The 17,799-nt window shown below is 38.6% G+C and carries 14 protein-coding genes; 5 read left to right on the forward strand and 9 right to left on the reverse strand.

Translation table 11 applies throughout. The features are described from left to right. The first annotated feature begins 151 nt into the window (after positions 1–151). Positions 152–2,527 carry a phosphoenolpyruvate synthase gene (gene ppsA, locus B1F84_RS15585; RefSeq protein ID WP_131692003.1) on the forward strand — a complete coding sequence of 792 codons (2,376 nt, stop codon included), beginning with the start codon at positions 152–154 and terminating at the stop codon, positions 2,525–2,527. 52 nt (positions 2,528–2,579) lie between these two features. Here ppsA and B1F84_RS15590 read toward each other — a convergent pair whose 3' ends face one another. Beyond that, a complete protein-coding gene (locus tag B1F84_RS15590) occupies positions 2,580–2,792 on the reverse strand; it encodes a PGPGW domain-containing protein (protein ID WP_008108725.1) in 213 nt (70 codons plus the stop codon). Between the two features lie 144 nt (positions 2,793–2,936). Here B1F84_RS15590 and B1F84_RS15595 point away from each other — a divergent pair, with 144 nt between their 5' ends. Further along, positions 2,937–5,981 carry an FAD-binding and (Fe-S)-binding domain-containing protein gene (locus B1F84_RS15595; RefSeq protein WP_131692004.1) on the forward strand — a complete coding sequence of 1,015 codons (3,045 nt, stop codon included), beginning with the start codon at positions 2,937–2,939 and terminating at the stop codon, positions 5,979–5,981. A 60-nt stretch (positions 5,982–6,041) separates the two neighbouring features. On the opposite strand, the gene B1F84_RS15600 is transcribed toward B1F84_RS15595, so the two are convergent. Both B1F84_RS15600 and B1F84_RS15605 read right to left on the reverse strand, forming a co-directional pair. Further along, the gene (locus B1F84_RS15600) at positions 6,042–7,250 is read right to left on the reverse strand and encodes a cation:proton antiporter (protein WP_131692005.1); all 1,209 of its coding nucleotides are present in this window, start codon (positions 7,248–7,250) and stop codon (positions 6,042–6,044) included. After that, the gene (locus B1F84_RS15605) at positions 7,250–8,461 is read right to left on the reverse strand and encodes a tyrosine-type recombinase/integrase (RefSeq protein ID WP_131692006.1); all 1,212 of its coding nucleotides are present in this window, start codon (positions 8,459–8,461) and stop codon (positions 7,250–7,252) included. Before B1F84_RS15605 ends, B1F84_RS15600 begins: the two co-directional genes overlap by 1 nt. 139 nt (positions 8,462–8,600) lie before the next feature. Between B1F84_RS15605 and B1F84_RS15610 the strand changes: the two genes are divergently transcribed. Continuing rightward, positions 8,601–9,164 carry a YSC84-related protein gene (locus tag B1F84_RS15610; protein ID WP_076920314.1) on the forward strand — a complete coding sequence of 188 codons (564 nt, stop codon included), beginning with the start codon at positions 8,601–8,603 and terminating at the stop codon, positions 9,162–9,164. A 131-nt stretch (positions 9,165–9,295) separates the two neighbouring features. Here the strand turns inward: B1F84_RS15610 and B1F84_RS15615 are convergent, their stop codons facing one another. From B1F84_RS15615 to B1F84_RS15635, 5 genes are all read right to left on the reverse strand, one after another. After that, the gene (locus B1F84_RS15615) at positions 9,296–9,973 is read right to left on the reverse strand and encodes a DUF4145 domain-containing protein (protein ID WP_131692007.1); all 678 of its coding nucleotides are present in this window, start codon (positions 9,971–9,973) and stop codon (positions 9,296–9,298) included. Position 9,974: 1 nt separating this feature from the next. Continuing rightward, positions 9,975–11,000, reverse strand: coding sequence for a patatin-like phospholipase family protein (locus B1F84_RS15620; RefSeq protein ID WP_131692008.1), 1,026 nt, complete (start codon positions 10,998–11,000; stop codon positions 9,975–9,977). A gap of 94 nt (positions 11,001–11,094) precedes the next feature. Next, positions 11,095–12,501, reverse strand: a complete 1,407-nt coding sequence (locus tag B1F84_RS15625) for an alanine/glycine:cation symporter family protein (protein WP_131692009.1) — start codon at positions 12,499–12,501, stop codon at positions 11,095–11,097. A gap of 521 nt (positions 12,502–13,022) precedes the next feature. Beyond that, a complete protein-coding gene (locus tag B1F84_RS15630; protein WP_205988873.1) occupies positions 13,023–13,976 on the reverse strand; it encodes a patatin family protein in 954 nt (317 codons plus the stop codon). A 236-nt stretch (positions 13,977–14,212) separates the two neighbouring features. Then, positions 14,213–15,202 (reverse strand): LLM class flavin-dependent oxidoreductase, encoded by a 990-nt coding sequence (locus tag B1F84_RS15635; RefSeq protein ID WP_131692011.1) that lies wholly within the window; start codon positions 15,200–15,202, stop codon positions 14,213–14,215. 262 nt (positions 15,203–15,464) lie between these two features. Between B1F84_RS15635 and umuD the strand changes: the two genes are divergently transcribed. Both umuD and B1F84_RS15650 read left to right on the forward strand, forming a co-directional pair. After that, entirely contained in the window at positions 15,465–15,878 is a 414-nt protein-coding gene (gene umuD, locus B1F84_RS15645; RefSeq protein WP_010388819.1) for a translesion error-prone DNA polymerase V autoproteolytic subunit, read from the forward strand. Then, positions 15,866–17,122 carry a Y-family DNA polymerase gene (locus tag B1F84_RS15650; protein ID WP_131692012.1) on the forward strand — a complete coding sequence of 419 codons (1,257 nt, stop codon included), beginning with the start codon at positions 15,866–15,868 and terminating at the stop codon, positions 17,120–17,122. Before umuD ends, B1F84_RS15650 begins: the two co-directional genes overlap by 13 nt. On the opposite strand, the gene B1F84_RS15655 is transcribed toward B1F84_RS15650, so the two are convergent. Further along, positions 17,119–17,574: a hypothetical protein gene (locus tag B1F84_RS15655; RefSeq protein WP_010388821.1), complete on the reverse strand. Its 456-nt coding sequence runs from the start codon at positions 17,572–17,574 to the stop codon at positions 17,119–17,121. The two genes, B1F84_RS15650 and B1F84_RS15655, sit on opposite strands and share 4 nt — an antisense overlap. Between the last annotated feature and the right edge of the window lie 225 nt (positions 17,575–17,799).

Genomic DNA, 17,799 nt, shown 5'->3' on the forward strand with positions numbered 1-17,799 from the left:
GCCTCTTTTTTATTACATTTAATTTTAAAATAAGTGTATCACGGTTTACGTGAGGACGTTTGCCAGTGTAGAATGGGGGCGACCTTTATAAAAGGTTTTCTTTCTTAACTCTCACAGTTAGTACTACAATTTGTTTTTTGGAGAAAGATCCGTGCAAGAATACGTTCTCTGGTATCAAGAGCTTGGTATGCAAGATGTTCCTCGAGTTGGTGGTAAAAATGCCTCACTTGGTGAAATGATTTCAAACTTAGCTAACGCAGGTGTGCAAGTCCCAGGTGGTTTTGCTACTACCTCAGACGCTTTTAACGAGTTTTTAGATCAATCAGGACTCAACGCAAAAATTCACGACATTCTAGATACTCTTGATGTTGATGATGTAAACACACTCGCCAAAGTCGGCGCCGATATCCGTCAGTGGATTATCGATACCCCATTCCAACCTAGTCTAGATAAAGCAATCCGCGACGCATATAGCCAACTTCATGGTGATGCCGCTGCAGATGTTTCATTCGCTGTTCGTTCATCAGCTACTGCTGAAGATATGCCAGACGCCTCGTTTGCAGGACAACAAGAAACGTTCTTAAACGTTGTTGGTATTGATTCTGTAATGACAGCTATTAAACACGTATTCGCTTCGTTATTTAACGACCGCGCTATTTCTTATCGTGTTCACCAAGGCTACGATCATCGTGGTGTAGCGTTATCAGCGGGTATTCAACGCATGGTACGCTCTGATAAATCAGCATCAGGTGTAATGTTCAGTATTGATACTGAATCGGGCTTTGAAGATGTAGTGTTTATCACATCAAGCTATGGTTTGGGTGAAATGGTTGTACAGGGTGCGGTTAACCCAGATGAATTTTATGTTCATAAACCAACGCTACTTAAAAACAAGCCAGCTGTAGTACGTCGTAACATTGGCTCTAAAGCCATTCAAATGATTTACTCTCAAGACAAAGCTCATGGCAAACAAGTAGAAATTGTTGACGTAGACTCTGCACTTTCAAACAAATTTTCGATTACAGATGAAGAAGTGCAAGATCTTGCCAAACAAGCTGTAATCATTGAAAAGCATTACGGTCGTCCAATGGACATCGAATGGGCAAAAGATGGTAACGATGGCAAACTATATATAGTTCAAGCGCGTCCAGAAACTGTTCGTTCAAACGAAGACACTAACGTAATGGAACGCTTCCAACTAAATGGCAGCAGCAATGTTGTTGTTGAAGGCCGTGCAATTGGTCATAAAATTGGTAGTGGTGTTGTACGTGTACTTGATTCAATCAAAGAGATGGACCAAGTACAAGTAGGTGACATTTTAGTTACCGACATGACAGACCCTGATTGGGAACCTATTATGAAACGCGCGGCTGCGATTGTTACAAATCGTGGTGGTCGTACATGTCATGCTGCAATCATTGCACGTGAGTTAGGTATTCCAGCCGTTGTTGGTTGTGGTAATGCAACAGACTTAATTAAAGCAGGTCAAGAAGTTACTGTATCATGTGCCGAAGGCGATACAGGTTTCATCTACGAAGGTATTTTAGACTTTGAAGTACTTACTTCACGTGTTGACGAAATGCCTGAACTTCCAATGAAAGTGATGATGAACGTAGGTAACCCAGATCGCGCATTCGATTTTGCACGTTTACCACATTCAGGTGTTGGCCTTGCTCGCGTAGAGTTTATCATCAACCGTATGATTGGCGTTCACCCTAAAGCCTTACTAAACTTTGATGCACAAACAGATGCATTAAAAGCAGAAATCACAGACATGATTGCCGGTTACGAATCACCTGTTGAGTTCTATATTGGTAAACTAGTTGAAGGTATTTCTACCCTAGGTTGTGCGTTTGCTCCAGAGCGTGTAATTGTTCGTATGTCTGATTTTAAATCAAACGAATACGCAAACTTAGTGGGCGGCCAACAATACGAGCCAGAAGAAGAAAACCCAATGATTGGTTTCCGTGGCGCTGCACGTTATATCTCTGAAGACTTCCGTGATTGTTTTGCACTTGAGTGTGAAGCTATAAAACGCGTAAGAAACAGCATGGATATGACCAACATCGAAATCATGATCCCATTCGTACGTACCCTTGAAGAAGGTAAACGCGTTATTGAATTACTTGAAGAACATGGCCTTAAACGTGGCGAAAATGGTCTTAAAGTAATCATGATGTGTGAGCTTCCGTCAAATGCATTAATGGCTGAAGAATTCTTAGAATACTTCGATGGTTTCTCTATCGGTTCTAACGATTTAACACAGTTAACGCTTGGTCTTGATCGCGACTCAGGTTTAATTGCTCACCTATTTGATGAGCGTGACCCTGCAATCAAAAAGCTACTTTCTATGGCAATTAAAACAGCCAAAGAAAAAGGTAAATATGTAGGTATTTGTGGTCAAGGTCCTTCAGATCATGAAGACTTTGCAGCATGGTTAGTAGAGCAGGGCATTGACTCTGTTTCACTAAACCCAGATACAGTACTAGAAACATGGTTATACTTAGCAGACAAACTTGCTAAGTAAGTTACCTCGTTAAAAAATGCCAGCAACTGCTGGCATTTTTTATGACTAAAAATTAATTTTTTGCTAATTTTTTATCTAAATAGGCACACGAGCGAGTCAGTGCTTTTTGACACCAAGTTAAATACCCTCTTGCTTTAGGGTAATACATAGAAAAGCAGAATAAGCCTGCAATAAAAAATATTAACGATGGCCCGGGCACCACAGCAAACAATAATCCGAGTAAAATAAATAGTGTTCCGCTGATCTGCATTAGTAGTTTTTTCATATAAACCTCATAGTAGGCGTTTAACTTGATTATAATTGCAGCTGCTCATATATCGATAAAAAGAGTGTTACAAACTGTAAAATCTTCAATTTCTATTAGCCATCGCCATGATATAATTACACAAATGCATTAATAAGCGCCGCCATGATAGCAACTATTACACAACAAGATGCCGCGACCGAGCTTGTCGCAAATTATTTAAACACCATTAAAAATCAGGGCTTTACTGGAGATACTGACGCAAGTTATGCGACCAGACTCACAGCATCAACCGATAACAGTATTTATCAACAGCTTCCACAGGGTGTTATTTTTCCTAAAACCGAAAAAGATATTCAAGTTGCTCTGCAAATAGCATCGCAAGACCCTTTTTTATCGTTAACCTTTGGTCCTCGCGGTGGCGGCACAGGAACAAATGGCCAATCTTTAACGCCTGGTATTGTGGTTGATTTATCACGTTATATGCGTGAAATTCTCGAAATAAATGTTGAAGAAGGTTGGGTACGTGTTCAAACCGGTGTGATAAAAGATCAACTTAATGACTTTTTAAAACCGTATGGATTTTTCTTTTCACCCGACTTATCCACCAGTAACCGGGCTACCATTGGCGGTATGATCAGCACTGATGCATCGGGGCAAGGCTCCTTGGTTTACGGTAAAACCAGCGATCATGTTTTAGGGCTAACCACCTATTTGGTTGATGGCACCGCAATGTCTACCAGCCCAATTGATATAGATAAAGCAAAAATAATTGCCGATCAAGACACCTTAATTGGCAAACTTTACAAAACAGTGTTAGACATATCGCTTAATGAACGCGACGCTATATTAGCTAAGTTTCCACGATTAAATCGATTTTTAACGGGTTATGACCTAGAGCATGTGCTAAGTGAAGACTTACAAACTTTTGATATGAGTCGCTTAATAACCGGATCAGAAGGCTCTTTAGGTATAGTTACTGAAGCAAAATTAAACCTAACACCTATCGCAGAATTTAAAACACTCATCAATATAAAATACGATAGCTTTGATTCTGCGCTTCGCCATTCACCATTTTTAGTTGCTGCCCGTGCAACCTCAGTTGAAACCGTTGATAGCAAAGTATTAAATCTAGCTCGTGAAGATATTATTTGGCATTCAGTATCGGACTTAATAACCGACGTTGCTAATAAAGATATGCAGGGGCTCAACATGGTTGAGTTTAATGCCGTATCACCAGAAGATATAAACGACAAAGTAGACACATTATGCAAATTGTTAGATGAGTGTGTTGCTAATCAAACTAATGGCGTTATTGGCTATCAGTTAACCAGTGATAAAAGCGATATACTAAAAATTTATGCAATGCGTAAAAAATCAGTGGGTTTGCTCGGTAATGTAAAAGGCAGCCAAAAGCCTCTCGCATTTGCAGAAGATACCGCCGTTCCACCAGAAAACTTAGCCGATTACATTGTTGAATTTAGAGCGCTACTCGATAGCCATAATTTACAATACGGTATGTTTGGTCATGTTGATGCGGGCGTTTTACATGTTAGGCCAGCACTTGATATGTGCGACCCAGAGCAAGAAAAATTACTGCGTACTATTTCAGACGAAGTAGTAAAACTCACCGCCAAATACGGTGGTTTAATGTGGGGCGAACACGGTAAAGGTTACAGAAGTGAATACGGCCCTGAATTTTTTGGTGAGCATTTATTTACCCAATTACGAAAAATAAAATCGGCGTTTGACCCAAATAATAAAATAAATCCCGGTAAAATTTGTACACCGCTTGAAAGTAAGGACTTACTAGTTAGCGTTGATGGGCAAAAGCGTTCTTACTTTGACAAGCAAATATCTATTGATGTTAAGACCAGTTTTAACAATGCAATGACCTGTAATGGTAACGGCTTGTGTTTTAATTATGATGAAAACTCGCCAATGTGCCCGTCGTACAAAGTGACCGGTGATCGCCGTAATTCGCCAAAGGGTCGAGCGGGACTAATGCGCGAATGGTTACGTCTTCAAGAGTCAAAAGATGTTAATTTACTCGAGGTTGAAAAAGAGCTAAACAAAGGTGAAGTCATTACCTGGTGGGAGCGTTTTGTTCATAGCAGAGAAAAAAAACAAGGTGTTTACGATTTTTCACACGAAGTAAAAGCCTCAATGGATGAATGTTTAGCGTGTAAAGCATGTACGACTGCTTGCCCAATTAAAGTAGATGTGCCGACTTTCCGTGCTCGCTTTTTAAATTATTATCATAGTTATTATGCGCGACCACTCAAAGATTATTTAGTGGGTAATATCGAAAACAGCGCACCATTAATGGCAAAATTTGCGAGGGTTATAAACCCAATTGTTAAAACGTCATTAGTCAGTAGCCTGATTAAAAAAACCGTAGGCTATGTTGATACCCCACAGCTTAGTATTCCTGCACTCAATAAACGTATAAACAAAGCGCAAAAATTTAATTTAGAATTACTTAAAAAGTTAAGTGCCGATGAGCAAAATGATTATGTACTCATTGTTCAAGACCCATTCACCAGCTTTTACGAAGCAGAATTGGTTGAGAGTTTTATTACGTTAATTACACAGCTTGGGAAAAAACCAATGTTGTTACCATTTAAACCCAACGGTAAACCTCAGCACGTGAAAGGTTTTTTGCATGAGTTTAAGCTAACGGCAAAAAGTGCCGCAGAATTTTTAAATCAGCTGAATGATATTAATGCACCTTTAGTCGGCTTAGATGCGTCGTTAGTAATGTGTTATCGCGATGAATATAATACAATTTTAGAAAATAACCGTGGTGACTTTAATGTGCAACTTGCGCATGAATGGTTAGAAACACAATCGTTCAGTGCTTTAAAAGCTAAACAATCTGATACTGAATTTATCTTGTTAAGCCACTGCACCGAAACGACCGCGCTACCTAAAGCCGCAAATGTGTGGAAAAATATTTTTGATCAGCTTGGTTTAACATTAAACACCACAAATACTGGATGTTGTGGCATGGCTGGAACGTATGGTCATGAAGCACAAAACCAAGCTAACTCGCGAGCGCTTTATGAAATGAGTTGGAAACCTATCGTTGATAAAAATAAACCTGAACAACTTTTATCAACCGGCTTTTCATGTCGTAGCCAAGTAAAACGTTATGAAAAATTTAAACCCAAGCATCCGATAGAATTACTAGCAAAAATGCTTAGTTAATAATTTAATTAAGTAAGCTGTAAAATAAAAAGGCGCAACTTATTATTAAGTTACGCCTTTTTATTTTTGCTTATTTAGTTTTTTAGCAAAACTGTCTGCAATGGGTTTTGTACTTATACCATGAATAAATACACTAAATAAAATTGTTGTCATGGCAATGGTCGCAATTTGAAATTTGTTTTCTATTTGTGTGTCTATCACCATTAAGGTAAATACAATTGAAGCTAATCCTCTTGGCCCAAACCAAGCAAACGTTAAACGCTCTTTTATTTTTAATGACGTAAATTGCAGTGATAACATAACAGGAATTATTCTAATTAAGGTCGTACTTAATAATGCATACGTTATTATCTCTAAATTTAATTTAGGAATAACCAAGTAAGCACATACAAATCCAAATAAACACCAGATCATTAAAGAAGTAAAATCGGCAATATGCTCTGAGTCTTCAATTAATTCTTTACTTACTTTGTTGCTCGCATATTTATCAAATAAAAGCCCTGCAACAAACACAGCAATAAAACCACTGCCATGAAAATATTGCGTAAGTGAGAACACAGCCATAGCAAACCCCAATAATAAAAACGGACTTGTATTTTGGGCAAAGTAATGTCGCTTCATTGCAAAGTTTAAACACGGAATAAAAACAGCAATACTCAGAACAGCGGTTAATAATGCAATCCCCAACTCTGAACCAAATATACTTAATGTTTGTGTTACGGTTACGGCAGACTCAGGGTTTTTCGCAAGTAAAATAAATACTAAAAATATAGGTACACACAAGCCATCGTTTAAACCACTTTCAGTATTGATGCCTTCGCGTATTTTTTCAGGCACTTTGGTATTACTTAATAACCCTTTACTTAACGCCGCATCGGTTGGGGTTAATATAATTGCTACCAAAGCTGCTTGAATTAATGAAAGCTCAGCAAATAAAAATAATGCGGTAGCAATCCCGAGTAATAAGGTTAAAGGTAAAGCAATAAATAAAAGTAAACTAGGATATTGAAAACTATGCCTTAATACTCCTAATTTTGACTTTGCTGCATCGGTAAACAAAAATATACTGAGCGTTAATTCTATAAAGGGCAGTAAAAAACGTAAGCCATTTTTAAAATGTTCACTTTCGTTTGGGGCTATAAATGCCAGCAGTATACCCCCTATAACAAAAAACATTGGGCCGGTAATTTCAGTTTTTTCTAGTTGGCGTAACGTTAAAGAATAAATTAAAAATAACACACCAATAAAAGCAATAACTAAGTACTCCATTAAATTTTCCTTTTTAATCCAGATTTAGCTCGCTCTTTAATATTTGTTTGAATATAAATTTGGTCGGTAGTGGCTATTTTTGCATGGCCTAAATCTTCAGATAAATGCTTTAATGGGCGAGTTTGAGCATCATGTGTTGCACCGGTATGTCGAAGCCAATGTGCTGTAGCGGCTTCAAGTTGTTCTGCATCATCTTTAAAACCATCATCAAGTAATGACTGCTGTGCAATATCAAAACTTTGTTGTACTAAACGGCGAATTTGCCTTACCGTCATACCACCTTGGCCACGAATTTTATGCACTAATGGGTCTGATTCATCAACACGGGGCAGGGCAGGTAACCCTCGATATAATCGGTAGCGTTTTAAATATTCAATAAAATCATCACTTAATGTTACATCGCGTAATTTATTACCTTTACCCATAATACGTAAAAACCAAAAGCCATCGTTGTCTTGCCAAAAGTGTGACATAACTGGGGACCACTGTGGTCGTTCTGATAACTCTGATATCCGTAAATATAAACCTTTTAAACAGGCTAGGGTAAATAGGTTTCTTTCATATTCTGGTTTTTGTTCACACAGATCACGCGTTACACCAAATACATATTCCCATTGAATATCGCTCAATGTATCAGGAATTTGAATCTGCGATTGCACTACTAAATAAGGGCTATTTTTTTTAACCACAGGAACAAAGTTAGCAAAGGTTTTTTCTTCTAAAATAGCAAACTTGTAAAATACATTAAGGGCAGTAAACATAGCTGATAATGTTTGCTGACTCGCAATAGATTCTTTTTGCATAAAAGGGCGCCAGTTTTGGTTTAATCGACGAATTCCTTGCTCATCTTTATAACGCCACTGCACCGAAGTTGATGTCCACTTTTTATCCGGCTCGACCATAAAATCAACGTACGCTTCAATATCATCGCGCTTAAGTTCAAATACAGATTTTTCAGCTATAAGCCATGACCACAAATAAAAACGTTCTAATTCATTGCGAAAACGACTATAGGTTGCCTCAGATTTTCGACCATAAACATACAAAAACTGATATAAAAAATTAAGATCGGCCTTTGATTCAGTTACAGTCAAGCTTACTTGCTGTATAAAAGAGGCTAGTTCTGGATATTCTGATTGGAGTGTATTATCTTCAAGGTGAGCTATTTGATAACGTAATTGTTTTAATGTATCGACCAGAGCAACAAGCATAGTAATAAAATATATAATAAAATAATAGGCTTATAGGTTAACTTTAAAGTCCGATACTGTCTAGTATTGGACATAATGAATTTAATATTTTAGCTCAATTGCTAGTAAATTAACCATATACCTTATTAAGGGAAAAATCATGAAAAAACTTCTATTGTTGAGCATGCTGCTGATCACTGTTGCATTAAGTGGCTGCGCTACAACTGGCAGTGCTTCACCGGCCGAAAAACGTGCTTTAGTACAAAGCATGAAATCGAATACATTAAGTGCTCTTTATGCTAAAAAACCAGATGTTAAAACCCAAATTGCCAATTCAGCCGGTTATGCCGTTTTTGATAATGCCAATGTAAATGTCATTTTAGCCAGTTTTGGTGGTGGATATGGTGTAGTAAAAAATAACTTAACTGGTAAATCAACCTACATGAATATGGGCGAAGCTGGTTTAGGCTTAGGTTTAGGCGTTAAAGACTTCAATATTGTGATGGTTTTTCACGATCAAGCTGCGTTAAATAGATTTATTAAACATGGTTGGGCATTCGGCGGAAATGCAGATGCTGCTGCAAAATACCAAGATAAGGGTGGCGCTTTAGTTGCCGAAGCCATTGCAGACCAAGTTACTGTATACTCTTTAACCGAAAGTGGCCTTGCACTACAAGCCGTTTTAAAAGGCACTAAATTTTGGGTAGATTCTGAGCTAAACTAAGCTCTTAAAACCCTATCATAAGTGGGCTAGTTTGTATGATTACGCCCACTTTAATTTAAACATTACAATTTAACATAACGTAATTTATGAGTTGTCATTCTATTCCCTAAAGCATTACATCCTATATTTATCTAATCACGACTCATTTCATCCATATACTTCTTTGTCAAAATTGAGCTTTGTATCCACGTACAAGTTAATTGAATTAAGATTTTTAAATCTTTAAGATCATGGTTTTCCCATTTTCTAACATAGTGTGTTTCATCATTACCAAGCCATACAGCTCTGTTTGCACAGTTTTTTAGATTTTCATCTGTTACATAATTATTTATAACACGACTTAATTGATTTGATTTTATGTCTTCTTCTTTATCTGGTTTTATACTTATACAATAATCTTTAATTAAATATTCAAGGGCTTTTCTATAGCCAATACCTGCCAATTCATCCAATTGTTTAGACTCAGCTTCACTAGCTTGAGTGAATATTTTTTCAAATGATTCTGAAGTATTAACTATTTCTTGTCCAATATTTGGAGCATTAAAGACATTAGGAATTGAATGATCAAATTTGAAATTATGATTATATGTTCCGTGAGTTTTACTGTAACGGCTAATATAAAATCGTGCGCAACTTAGGTTCATGCACTCCATAACAAGTTCCAGTTTTGTTTTTCTATTTTCAATATCACCAGTGAGTTTTGCAAAAATATTTGCTGGCAATTGTGCTTGATTGCAAATAGGACATTTATCTGGAGCTCTATCTATATCAACCGTAATGCCGCAATCTAATTTAATCCTCTTATGCATTTTAATTTTTCCTTTTTAAATCATTATCAAACGCTTCAGCTAATTTCTCCGTTTCACTAAATACGGTATTCCAATATTTAATGCGGGTGTCGGCATCGAGATCAGTAAAGTCGTTTCTGTCTGGGATTTTTCCGTAAGGTAAGCCGGCTATAAATTCTTTTGATGGGGTGATCATCACAACGTTGTCGTAATTTTGTGGTGCTACTTTACGTTTTAAGTTTTTATCAAACCACCCTGCTTTTGGGTCGCTATTAAAATGCGGATACAAAATTAAGCCTGGGTTATTAATTTTTAAATCAAAGTGGTAATCAATAATGCCGCCATCGCGGTAAATTCCTGGTGGCGAACCGGCGATATTTTTTATGCCTTGCATTACTAGTGGTATAGAACCTGATGCCAATAAAGCATCTTTCAAATTTGTTTGTGTGAGTGCAATATTTTTGGTTATAAAATTGTAGCTGTCGGTAATACTTAAATTACTATTGGGCGCGCCAAAAATAAAACGCTCATATTGCGAGCCTAATAATTTTCGGTTTACGCGGTTGAGCATATAACTTTTTGATAAACCTAAAAGCTGAATTAATTTATTTTCGCTGGCAATAAAGCCATTAGATTTAGCGACTATAAAATGTGCTTTAAATACGGGGTTATTTATTATTTCGATAACGCCATTATCGCCAAATACATCTTCAAGTAATGCGCGGGCTTTAATTGTAATTTCAGCAGGTGTTGGTTTATTACTTGAATAACGCGTTTGTGAATACGATGTTGCTAACCGCTTAATGGCTGCAACTGGATCGTTTTGTGCAAAACACGCTGAACGAAAAGCACCTGCAGATGAGCCAATTAAATTAAGCGGTTGAGTGCGGTGTTTAAAAAATTCGCCAAATATATATTTATCTAAACCAAATAAGGTAAACCATTTAGGCCCGCCACTTGCCCCTAAAAACGAGGTAAAAAGCTCAGGTTTAAACCCTTGTTCGTTTATTATTTTTGCTGCAGTTTTACCTGCATAAATGTCGATCATCTAAAAATACTACCTGTAGAGTCGCAGTTTAATGTTGTTAAAGCTAAATCTAAAATGAATACTTATGCAATAACAACACTTTTAAACTTTAATCTTAATCCCAAATTCCGTCTTCACATTTGCCCTGCACTTTTACGTTTTTTACCTTAAACTCAGGCTCTATGCCTTTGTCTCTTTGTGTGTGGTAGTCGTTAGTAACAGACAAAATGGTCGGTGTGAGTAGTATAATAGCGATAACGTTTACCACTGTCATTAACCCTAACGCAATATCGGCTAAATCCCATACTTGTTTTAAGGTGGCCGATGCGCCCCACAACATCATTGATAAATAAAGCAAAGTATAAATACCGCGCCCTACTTTGTTATCGAGCTTAAATAAGTGTAGGTTACTTTCGGCGTAGGCGTAGTTAGCAACCACCGAGGTAAATGCAAATAAAGTAATGGCAGCGGCTACAAAATACACGCCGCCTTGCGCTAAGTGAGAGGTCATGGCGCTTTGCGTTAAGCGTATACCTTCCATTTCACCGCTTATATCTACATCGGCCAATAAAATAATAACGGCGGTACAACTACACAATACGATGGTATCGAAAAACACCCCTAACATTTGTATGTAGCCTTGCGTAGCCGGATGGTTTGGCATTGGACTGGCACTTGCCGATGCATGCGGCACACTTCCCGCGCCAGCCTCATTAGAATATAAACCGCGTTGTATACCATTTTTAATGGCTGCACCCATGGCGCCTGCGCCCGCTTCTTGTAAGCCAAACGCCGATAAAAATATATCTTTAAGCATGGCAGGTACTTGGGTGAAGTTAATCAGTGTAATTACCACAGCAACAAGCACAAACACGATGCCCATAACAGGGACTACTCGCTCAGCAAATCGGGCAATGGCTTTAAAGCCACCTAAAATAATAGAGCCCGCTAAGAGTGTGATCACAACTCCTGAGTAAAAAGTAGGTATTTCGAACGCGTAATTGAGTGCATCAGTAATGGTGTTGGTTTGCATGGCGCTAAAGGTAAAGCCGTAACCTAAAAATAAACAGGCGGCAAACACAATAGCAAATGCACGACTGCCTAAGCCTTGTTGAATATAGTACGCAGGGCCACCTCTAAACTCGCCATTGCTGTCGCGAATTTTATATACCTGGCCTAAAATACTTTCTGCAAATCCGGTTGCCATGCCCAGTATAGCAATGACCCACATCCAAAATATGGCGCCGCTACCACCGAGTGATATTGCTACAGCCACTCCGGCTAAATTACCTGTGCCTACTCGAGCACACAGCCCAGTACAGAGCGCTTGAAATGATGAAATATCGTTTTTATTACACTTACTACTGCCTTTTAGCAGGCTAAACATGTGCTTAAATTTAACTAGTTGAATTGCTTTTAAGCGTACTGAAAACCATATTCCGGTAAATAGGAGAATGTAAATAAGTACTTGCCCTTCGCCCCATAAAAGGCCATTGACACTTTTTACTACTGTTTCAAACATCACCCGTCCTTTATTTGTTATTTTTATATCCGCTTGCTTCTACATTTATATTTTTAGGTGTTTAAAACAATAAACGCACCGCACACTATGTGAATTTTATTTCAGTTATTATGAATATAAAATCACACTCACACCTTATCGTTTTTTATAAAAAAATCAATAATATATTTGTAGCTTCAAACGACGCAGCACTAAGCCTTGCGTTAAAATTATACGACCTCTTATATTTCCAAGATAAGAATAGTACGCTTTGTTAAATTTTGTGCAGGGTTAGTCGACTCACTGTGAGTTTATGAACTGAGATTGGTGGTTGAGTTATGAATGCTTGGCTGGTTTTATTATTGATATGATGCGTTACAGTGTGGTAATTACGCTAGCTTGAGTTGTTTTAGTGTGATCAGTATTTTTTATTAATCCGTTAAAATTACAGGCTAAGTTTAACGCCAAAGCAATATACAGTAGGTGCATATTGCTTTGCATGCGGCTTGTTAATTAGCGCTATAAACGCCCTAGAGGCTTGCTTACATTGCGTATTGCGGCTCACTGAAACGGTTTAACTCTGTATGATAGTTTTTTAAATAATCACGACCCGCTTTCAAGCCTAATTTATGATCAAATCTGAGGTCATCATTAGAGCTGCCTAACAATTTGCTATGTAGTTTTTCGTTAGCAAAAATTTGAATAATTTCAGCATCATCTGGGGGATTAGCAATAAATTCAAGCTCGTCTAAGTACGCTTGTTCATGTTGTAACAAATAGTCGAGGGTTTTTGGGCAATACCCCGAAGCACTCGCAAGTGTTCTCAGTTTTTGTACCCACGCTGATTCTGCTTGAAAATCGGTGTCTACCGTTCTTATTACTACAATTTTACGGGCGCCACGATTATACGCTTCGCGTACCGGTAAAGGCGCAGCTAATCCACCATCTAAGAAAAAATCAGGGTTAGATTGAGCATCAATTACAGGGCTTTCATTTGCAGAATCAGTACCTAACCAAGGAGTAAGTTGAACACCTTGTTTATACAAAAAAGGTAAAGCACTTGAGGCTTTTAATAGTTCTCGCCAGTGTTTACCATCGCCAGTAGGAGACAAATAATACGGTTTACGATCTCGTGCATTGGTTGCAGTGATCAGCAGCTCTCTATCGCCAAGGCTATTTTTTGCAGTTTTAAAATCTAATGCTCTATTCACCTCAGTGGTTTTTTCGAAATACCAGTCTAAGTCAACAATGTGTTTACCCATTAGGCCGCGACCTAACTGAAAAAATCGTTTATGACGCGAAAGCCCTCTGATCAAGCGTTTAGCGTAGCCTTTTTGACGCGCTAAATAACTGGTTAAATTTTGCGAGCCCGCAGACGTGCCTATAAATAAGTCAAACGGGTCGTAGTTTTGCTCTAACCACGCGTCAAGCACACCGGCTGTAAATATCCCTCGCTGGCCTCCACCTTCAGCAATCAATGCAGTTTTAGGGTGCATAGGCTTATTGAATGTGTGTGGAGCAACATTTATTTGAGATTTCACGGTGTACCTCTTAGTTGTTAACTTAACGGATTATGGTTTCATTTTAACGTGCTTGATTAAATCCTTAAAACAGATTAATTGAATCAGTTCGATTGAAAATATAAATCACTTTTTTACTCAATCTGTAACTCAATTCTTTATTTCACTATTAGTTTAACAATGGTTGCGTGTACGCTTGCTTAATAAACAACTTAATTCTTTATTTCCATTAGGATTTGTAACGCTCGATGACGTTTTTCATCGTCATATAAATCGTTGGTGAATATAAGCTCATCGACCCCTAACTGATTCACGATCATTTCTAATTTGTGTTTAATACTCGCTGGCCCGCCAGTCACACTTAGCCCTAAAAAGCTCTCAACATGAGCACGCTCTTGTTCGCTCCACAAGCCTTCCATTGTTGCTACTGGGGGCTTTAACCACAACTCGTCGCCTCTGATTAACGACAGTACCCGCTGTTTTGAAGTGGTTGATAAGTATTGTGCTTCTTCATCTGTATCGGCAGCCACTAAAGGTAATGCCAACATCACATAAGGCTTAGCTAATACACTTGATGCTTTAAATTCTCGTTTATATAAGGCTATTGCATCATGTACAAAACGTGGTGCAAAATGCCCCGCAAATACATAGGGTAATCCTTTTTTCGCCGCTAACTGGGCACTAAATAAACTTGAGCCTAACAGCCAAATCGGCACATTGGTGTTCTCACCAGGAATTGCTCGTACACGCTTAGTTCCCTCATATGGACCTAATAATGTTTGTAACTCGCTCACTTCATTAGGAAAGTTTTCAGCGCGACTAATGTCGTTATTTAAGGCGCGACTTGTCACAGGGTCGCTACCCGGGGCGCGCCCTAGCCCTAAATCAATTCGACCAGGATACAAATTCTCTAAGGTGCCAAATTGCTCAGCCACAACTAAAGGCGCGTGATTAGGTAACATAATTCCACCCGACCCTACGCGTATTTTTTTAGTGTTGCCGGCTATGTGCCCTACTAAAATTGAAGTGGCGGCACAAACAATCCCAGGCATATTATGATGCTCGGCTAACCAAAAACGGTTAAAACCTAATTGGTCTGCTCTTTGTGCGTAGGCTGTACTTTTGTTTAAGGTGTCACTAACCGTGGCCCCTTTAGACATAGGCGCCAGTTCTAGTAACGAAAAAGGGGTAGAAGTTAACACAATCGCCGCTCCTTAAATGCAGATAATTTAGGTGCTGCAATGCCACATACTTAAAACTAGTAACTGGGGCTTTTTATTCGTTATTCAACATGTTTTAGCACATAGATATAAAAACTTAAACTCACAGCAAATCAATGACTTTTTACATACTGCCCAACAAATGATCAAAAACATGGATTGATCCGCCATTCATTACTTGGCATAACTGATACAAAACGCATATACTGTACACTTATACAGTATATGCGTTTTAGGTTGTGTTATGTTTGTTATTCCCATTTATATAGAGGCCGGTGTTTGCGGGTTTGAATCGCCTGCAGCGCAGTATAGTGAGTTAGGAATATCACTTGACGAGCTATTAATAAAACACCCAGATGCCACCTTTATTGGCGTTGCCTCAGGATGCTCTATGCAAGAAATTGGTATTTTTGAGGGCGACTTACTGTTAGTTGACCGTGCTGAAATTCCTAAAGATGGCGATGTTATTGTGGCAAACTTAAATGGTTTATTTGTATGTAAGCTGCTAGATAAAACTAATGCGCGGCTGCTCTCGGCTTCTGCTGCTTATAAGCCCGTGCAATTAACCGAGTCTGATGAATTTCAGCTTGAAGGCGTGGTAACCCGCTCAATTAGGTTGCATCGGCAAAGCCCTGAGATACTTTCATGTATGCCTTAGTTGATGCCGTGGCTTTTTATGCCAGCGCCGAAAAAGTATTTGATCCCGCCATTCGCTCAAAGCCGGTAGTGGTGCTTACCAATAACGATGGCTGCGTGTGTGCGGTATGCCCGATTGCCCGTAAGCTTAATATTCCTAAATTTGGCCCTTACTTTAAAGTTAAGCAATTACTAGAACAAAACAATGTGATTGTACGCTCTAGTAATTATGAACTATACGCTAATTTAAGCGACCGAATGATGAGTGTGATTGGCCGCTTTTGTGATACCCAGCATATTTACAGTATTGATGAATCGTTTTTGCACTTTAACGGCTACAAAGACGTTGTCAAAGATTGGCATACTTATGGACATCTCATAAGACGAACCGTATGGCGCGAAACAAAGCTCCCCGTGGGCGTTGGGTTTGGGCCAACGCCGACCTTAGCCAAAGCCGCGAATCATGCTGCTAAAAAACTAGCTGGCTTTAATGGGGTTGCCGTGATTGATGATGAAGCAACCCGACAAGCTATTTTACAGCAAATGCACTGCCAGGATGTATGGGGAGTGGGCAAACGTTTAGCTAAAAAACTGGCGCTAATGAATATTAATACCGCATGGCAACTAGCTCAGCAAAGTCCAAAAACAATTCGTCGCCAATTTAGCGTGGTGCTTGAGCGCACAGTTAACGAGCTCAATGGCATTACCTGTTTAAACTGGGATGATGTTCGCCAAGACAAGCAAGCTATTTTTTCAACGCGTAGTTTTGGCCAGCGCCTTAACGATCCTGATGCAGTGAGAACCGCATTAATAAATCATGCCAGCGTGGTTGCACAAAAATTAAGAGCGCAACAGTCGCTCACTCATCGTATTTATATTTTTGCCGCCAGCTCGTCACATGAGCAAGCCTTTTATAAAAAGTCAGCTATGCATCAATTTGATCCGCCCACTAACGATACCCGTGTTATAGCAAGTGCAGTATCAAAGAGTTTTGAGCAGATATATCAGCCGGGTATTCGTTTTTATAAATGTGGAGTGGGTGCATTAGAGCTTAGCCCACAGCAGTTTCAACAACATACGTTATTTGAGAAACAAACCGATAACCCGCAGTTAATGGGCTGCTTAGATGCGATAAATCATCGCTTTGGGAAAGGAATGCTTAGCGTAGCAAGCAGCCAACTAAATGAACGCTGGCATATGAATAGAGCTTTTTTATCGCCGCAATACACAACACGTTGGCGCGATATTCCTAAAATACAGTGTTAGTCAGCAACTTTAATAAATTCGCATTCTACACTTGGGTTATCTAAGGTGTATTTAAGGGTGTTATCGGTTAAAAAAGTAATAGTTTGTTTAATGGTTCTTTCGTGAATTGGATTATCACATCGGCTCATACGTAAACCATTTTCGAGGCCATTAGTTTTGTATTTAAGTGAGCTGGTAATAAAACAATAATTAGGCTTTTGAATAGTACGAGTGCCATTGTGTAATGAGTTAAACAAAATCTCTTTACCTAAGCTAAAACCTTGCTCAGGATCTTCAGGGTTATTAAATTGCAATCGACTATTAGTGCACAAACCCGAGTTACTTGAGGTAACTTCGTAATTACCTAGCTTAGTTTTTAATAGTGGAATAAAGCGAGTTTTATTACTTGGGCCTGCTACTGCATAACAGCTAAAAAGGCTTATGGTAAGTAAAACCAGTGTGAAACATTTCATTATAAGCTCTATCCTCGTGTATCAACCATGATCAAGCACTGTGACTATGCCTTAGCTATTTCTAACTATAACAGAGATTTACTATAAAAGATGCGAAGTCGTATTACTATGAGCTGCTGCGCAAAAACTAATTCATAATCGCCAACTTTACTATTAAACAAACTAACAAACTTAGTTTTGTTATTAGGTAAAATCGTTTTAGCAAAAGACTGATTAGCAAAAAAT

This window comes from Pseudoalteromonas sp. DL-6, from assembly GCF_004328665.1.
GTDB lineage: Bacteria > Pseudomonadota > Gammaproteobacteria > Enterobacterales > Alteromonadaceae > Pseudoalteromonas.

What these genes read in the sequence shown, in the direction of transcription:
- B1F84_RS15620 (WP_131692008.1), bottom strand. Translation starts at nt 11,000, where the DNA reads ATGATCGACATTTATGCAGGTAAAACTGCAGCAAAAATAATAAACGAA.
- B1F84_RS15655 (WP_010388821.1), bottom strand. Translation starts at nt 17,574, where the DNA reads ATGAAATGTTTCACACTGGTTTTACTTACCATAAGCCTTTTTAGCTGT.
- B1F84_RS15630 (WP_205988873.1), bottom strand. Translation starts at nt 13,976, where the DNA reads ATGCACCCTAAAACTGCATTGATTGCTGAAGGTGGAGGCCAGCGAGGG.
- B1F84_RS15590 (WP_008108725.1), bottom strand. Translation starts at nt 2,792, where the DNA reads ATGAAAAAACTACTAATGCAGATCAGCGGAACACTATTTATTTTACTC.
- B1F84_RS15600 (WP_131692005.1), bottom strand. Translation starts at nt 7,250, where the DNA reads ATGGAGTACTTAGTTATTGCTTTTATTGGTGTGTTATTTTTAATTTAT.
- B1F84_RS15625 (WP_131692009.1), bottom strand. Translation starts at nt 12,501, where the DNA reads ATGTTTGAAACAGTAGTAAAAAGTGTCAATGGCCTTTTATGGGGCGAA.
- B1F84_RS15595 (WP_131692004.1), top strand. Translation starts at nt 2,937, where the DNA reads ATGATAGCAACTATTACACAACAAGATGCCGCGACCGAGCTTGTCGCA.
- B1F84_RS15605 (WP_131692006.1), bottom strand. Translation starts at nt 8,461, where the DNA reads ATGCTTGTTGCTCTGGTCGATACATTAAAACAATTACGTTATCAAATA.
- B1F84_RS15650 (WP_131692012.1), top strand. Translation starts at nt 15,866, where the DNA reads ATGTATGCCTTAGTTGATGCCGTGGCTTTTTATGCCAGCGCCGAAAAA.
- umuD (WP_010388819.1), top strand. Translation starts at nt 15,465, where the DNA reads ATGTTTGTTATTCCCATTTATATAGAGGCCGGTGTTTGCGGGTTTGAA.
- B1F84_RS15610 (WP_076920314.1), top strand. Translation starts at nt 8,601, where the DNA reads ATGAAAAAACTTCTATTGTTGAGCATGCTGCTGATCACTGTTGCATTA.
- B1F84_RS15615 (WP_131692007.1), bottom strand. Translation starts at nt 9,973, where the DNA reads ATGCATAAGAGGATTAAATTAGATTGCGGCATTACGGTTGATATAGAT.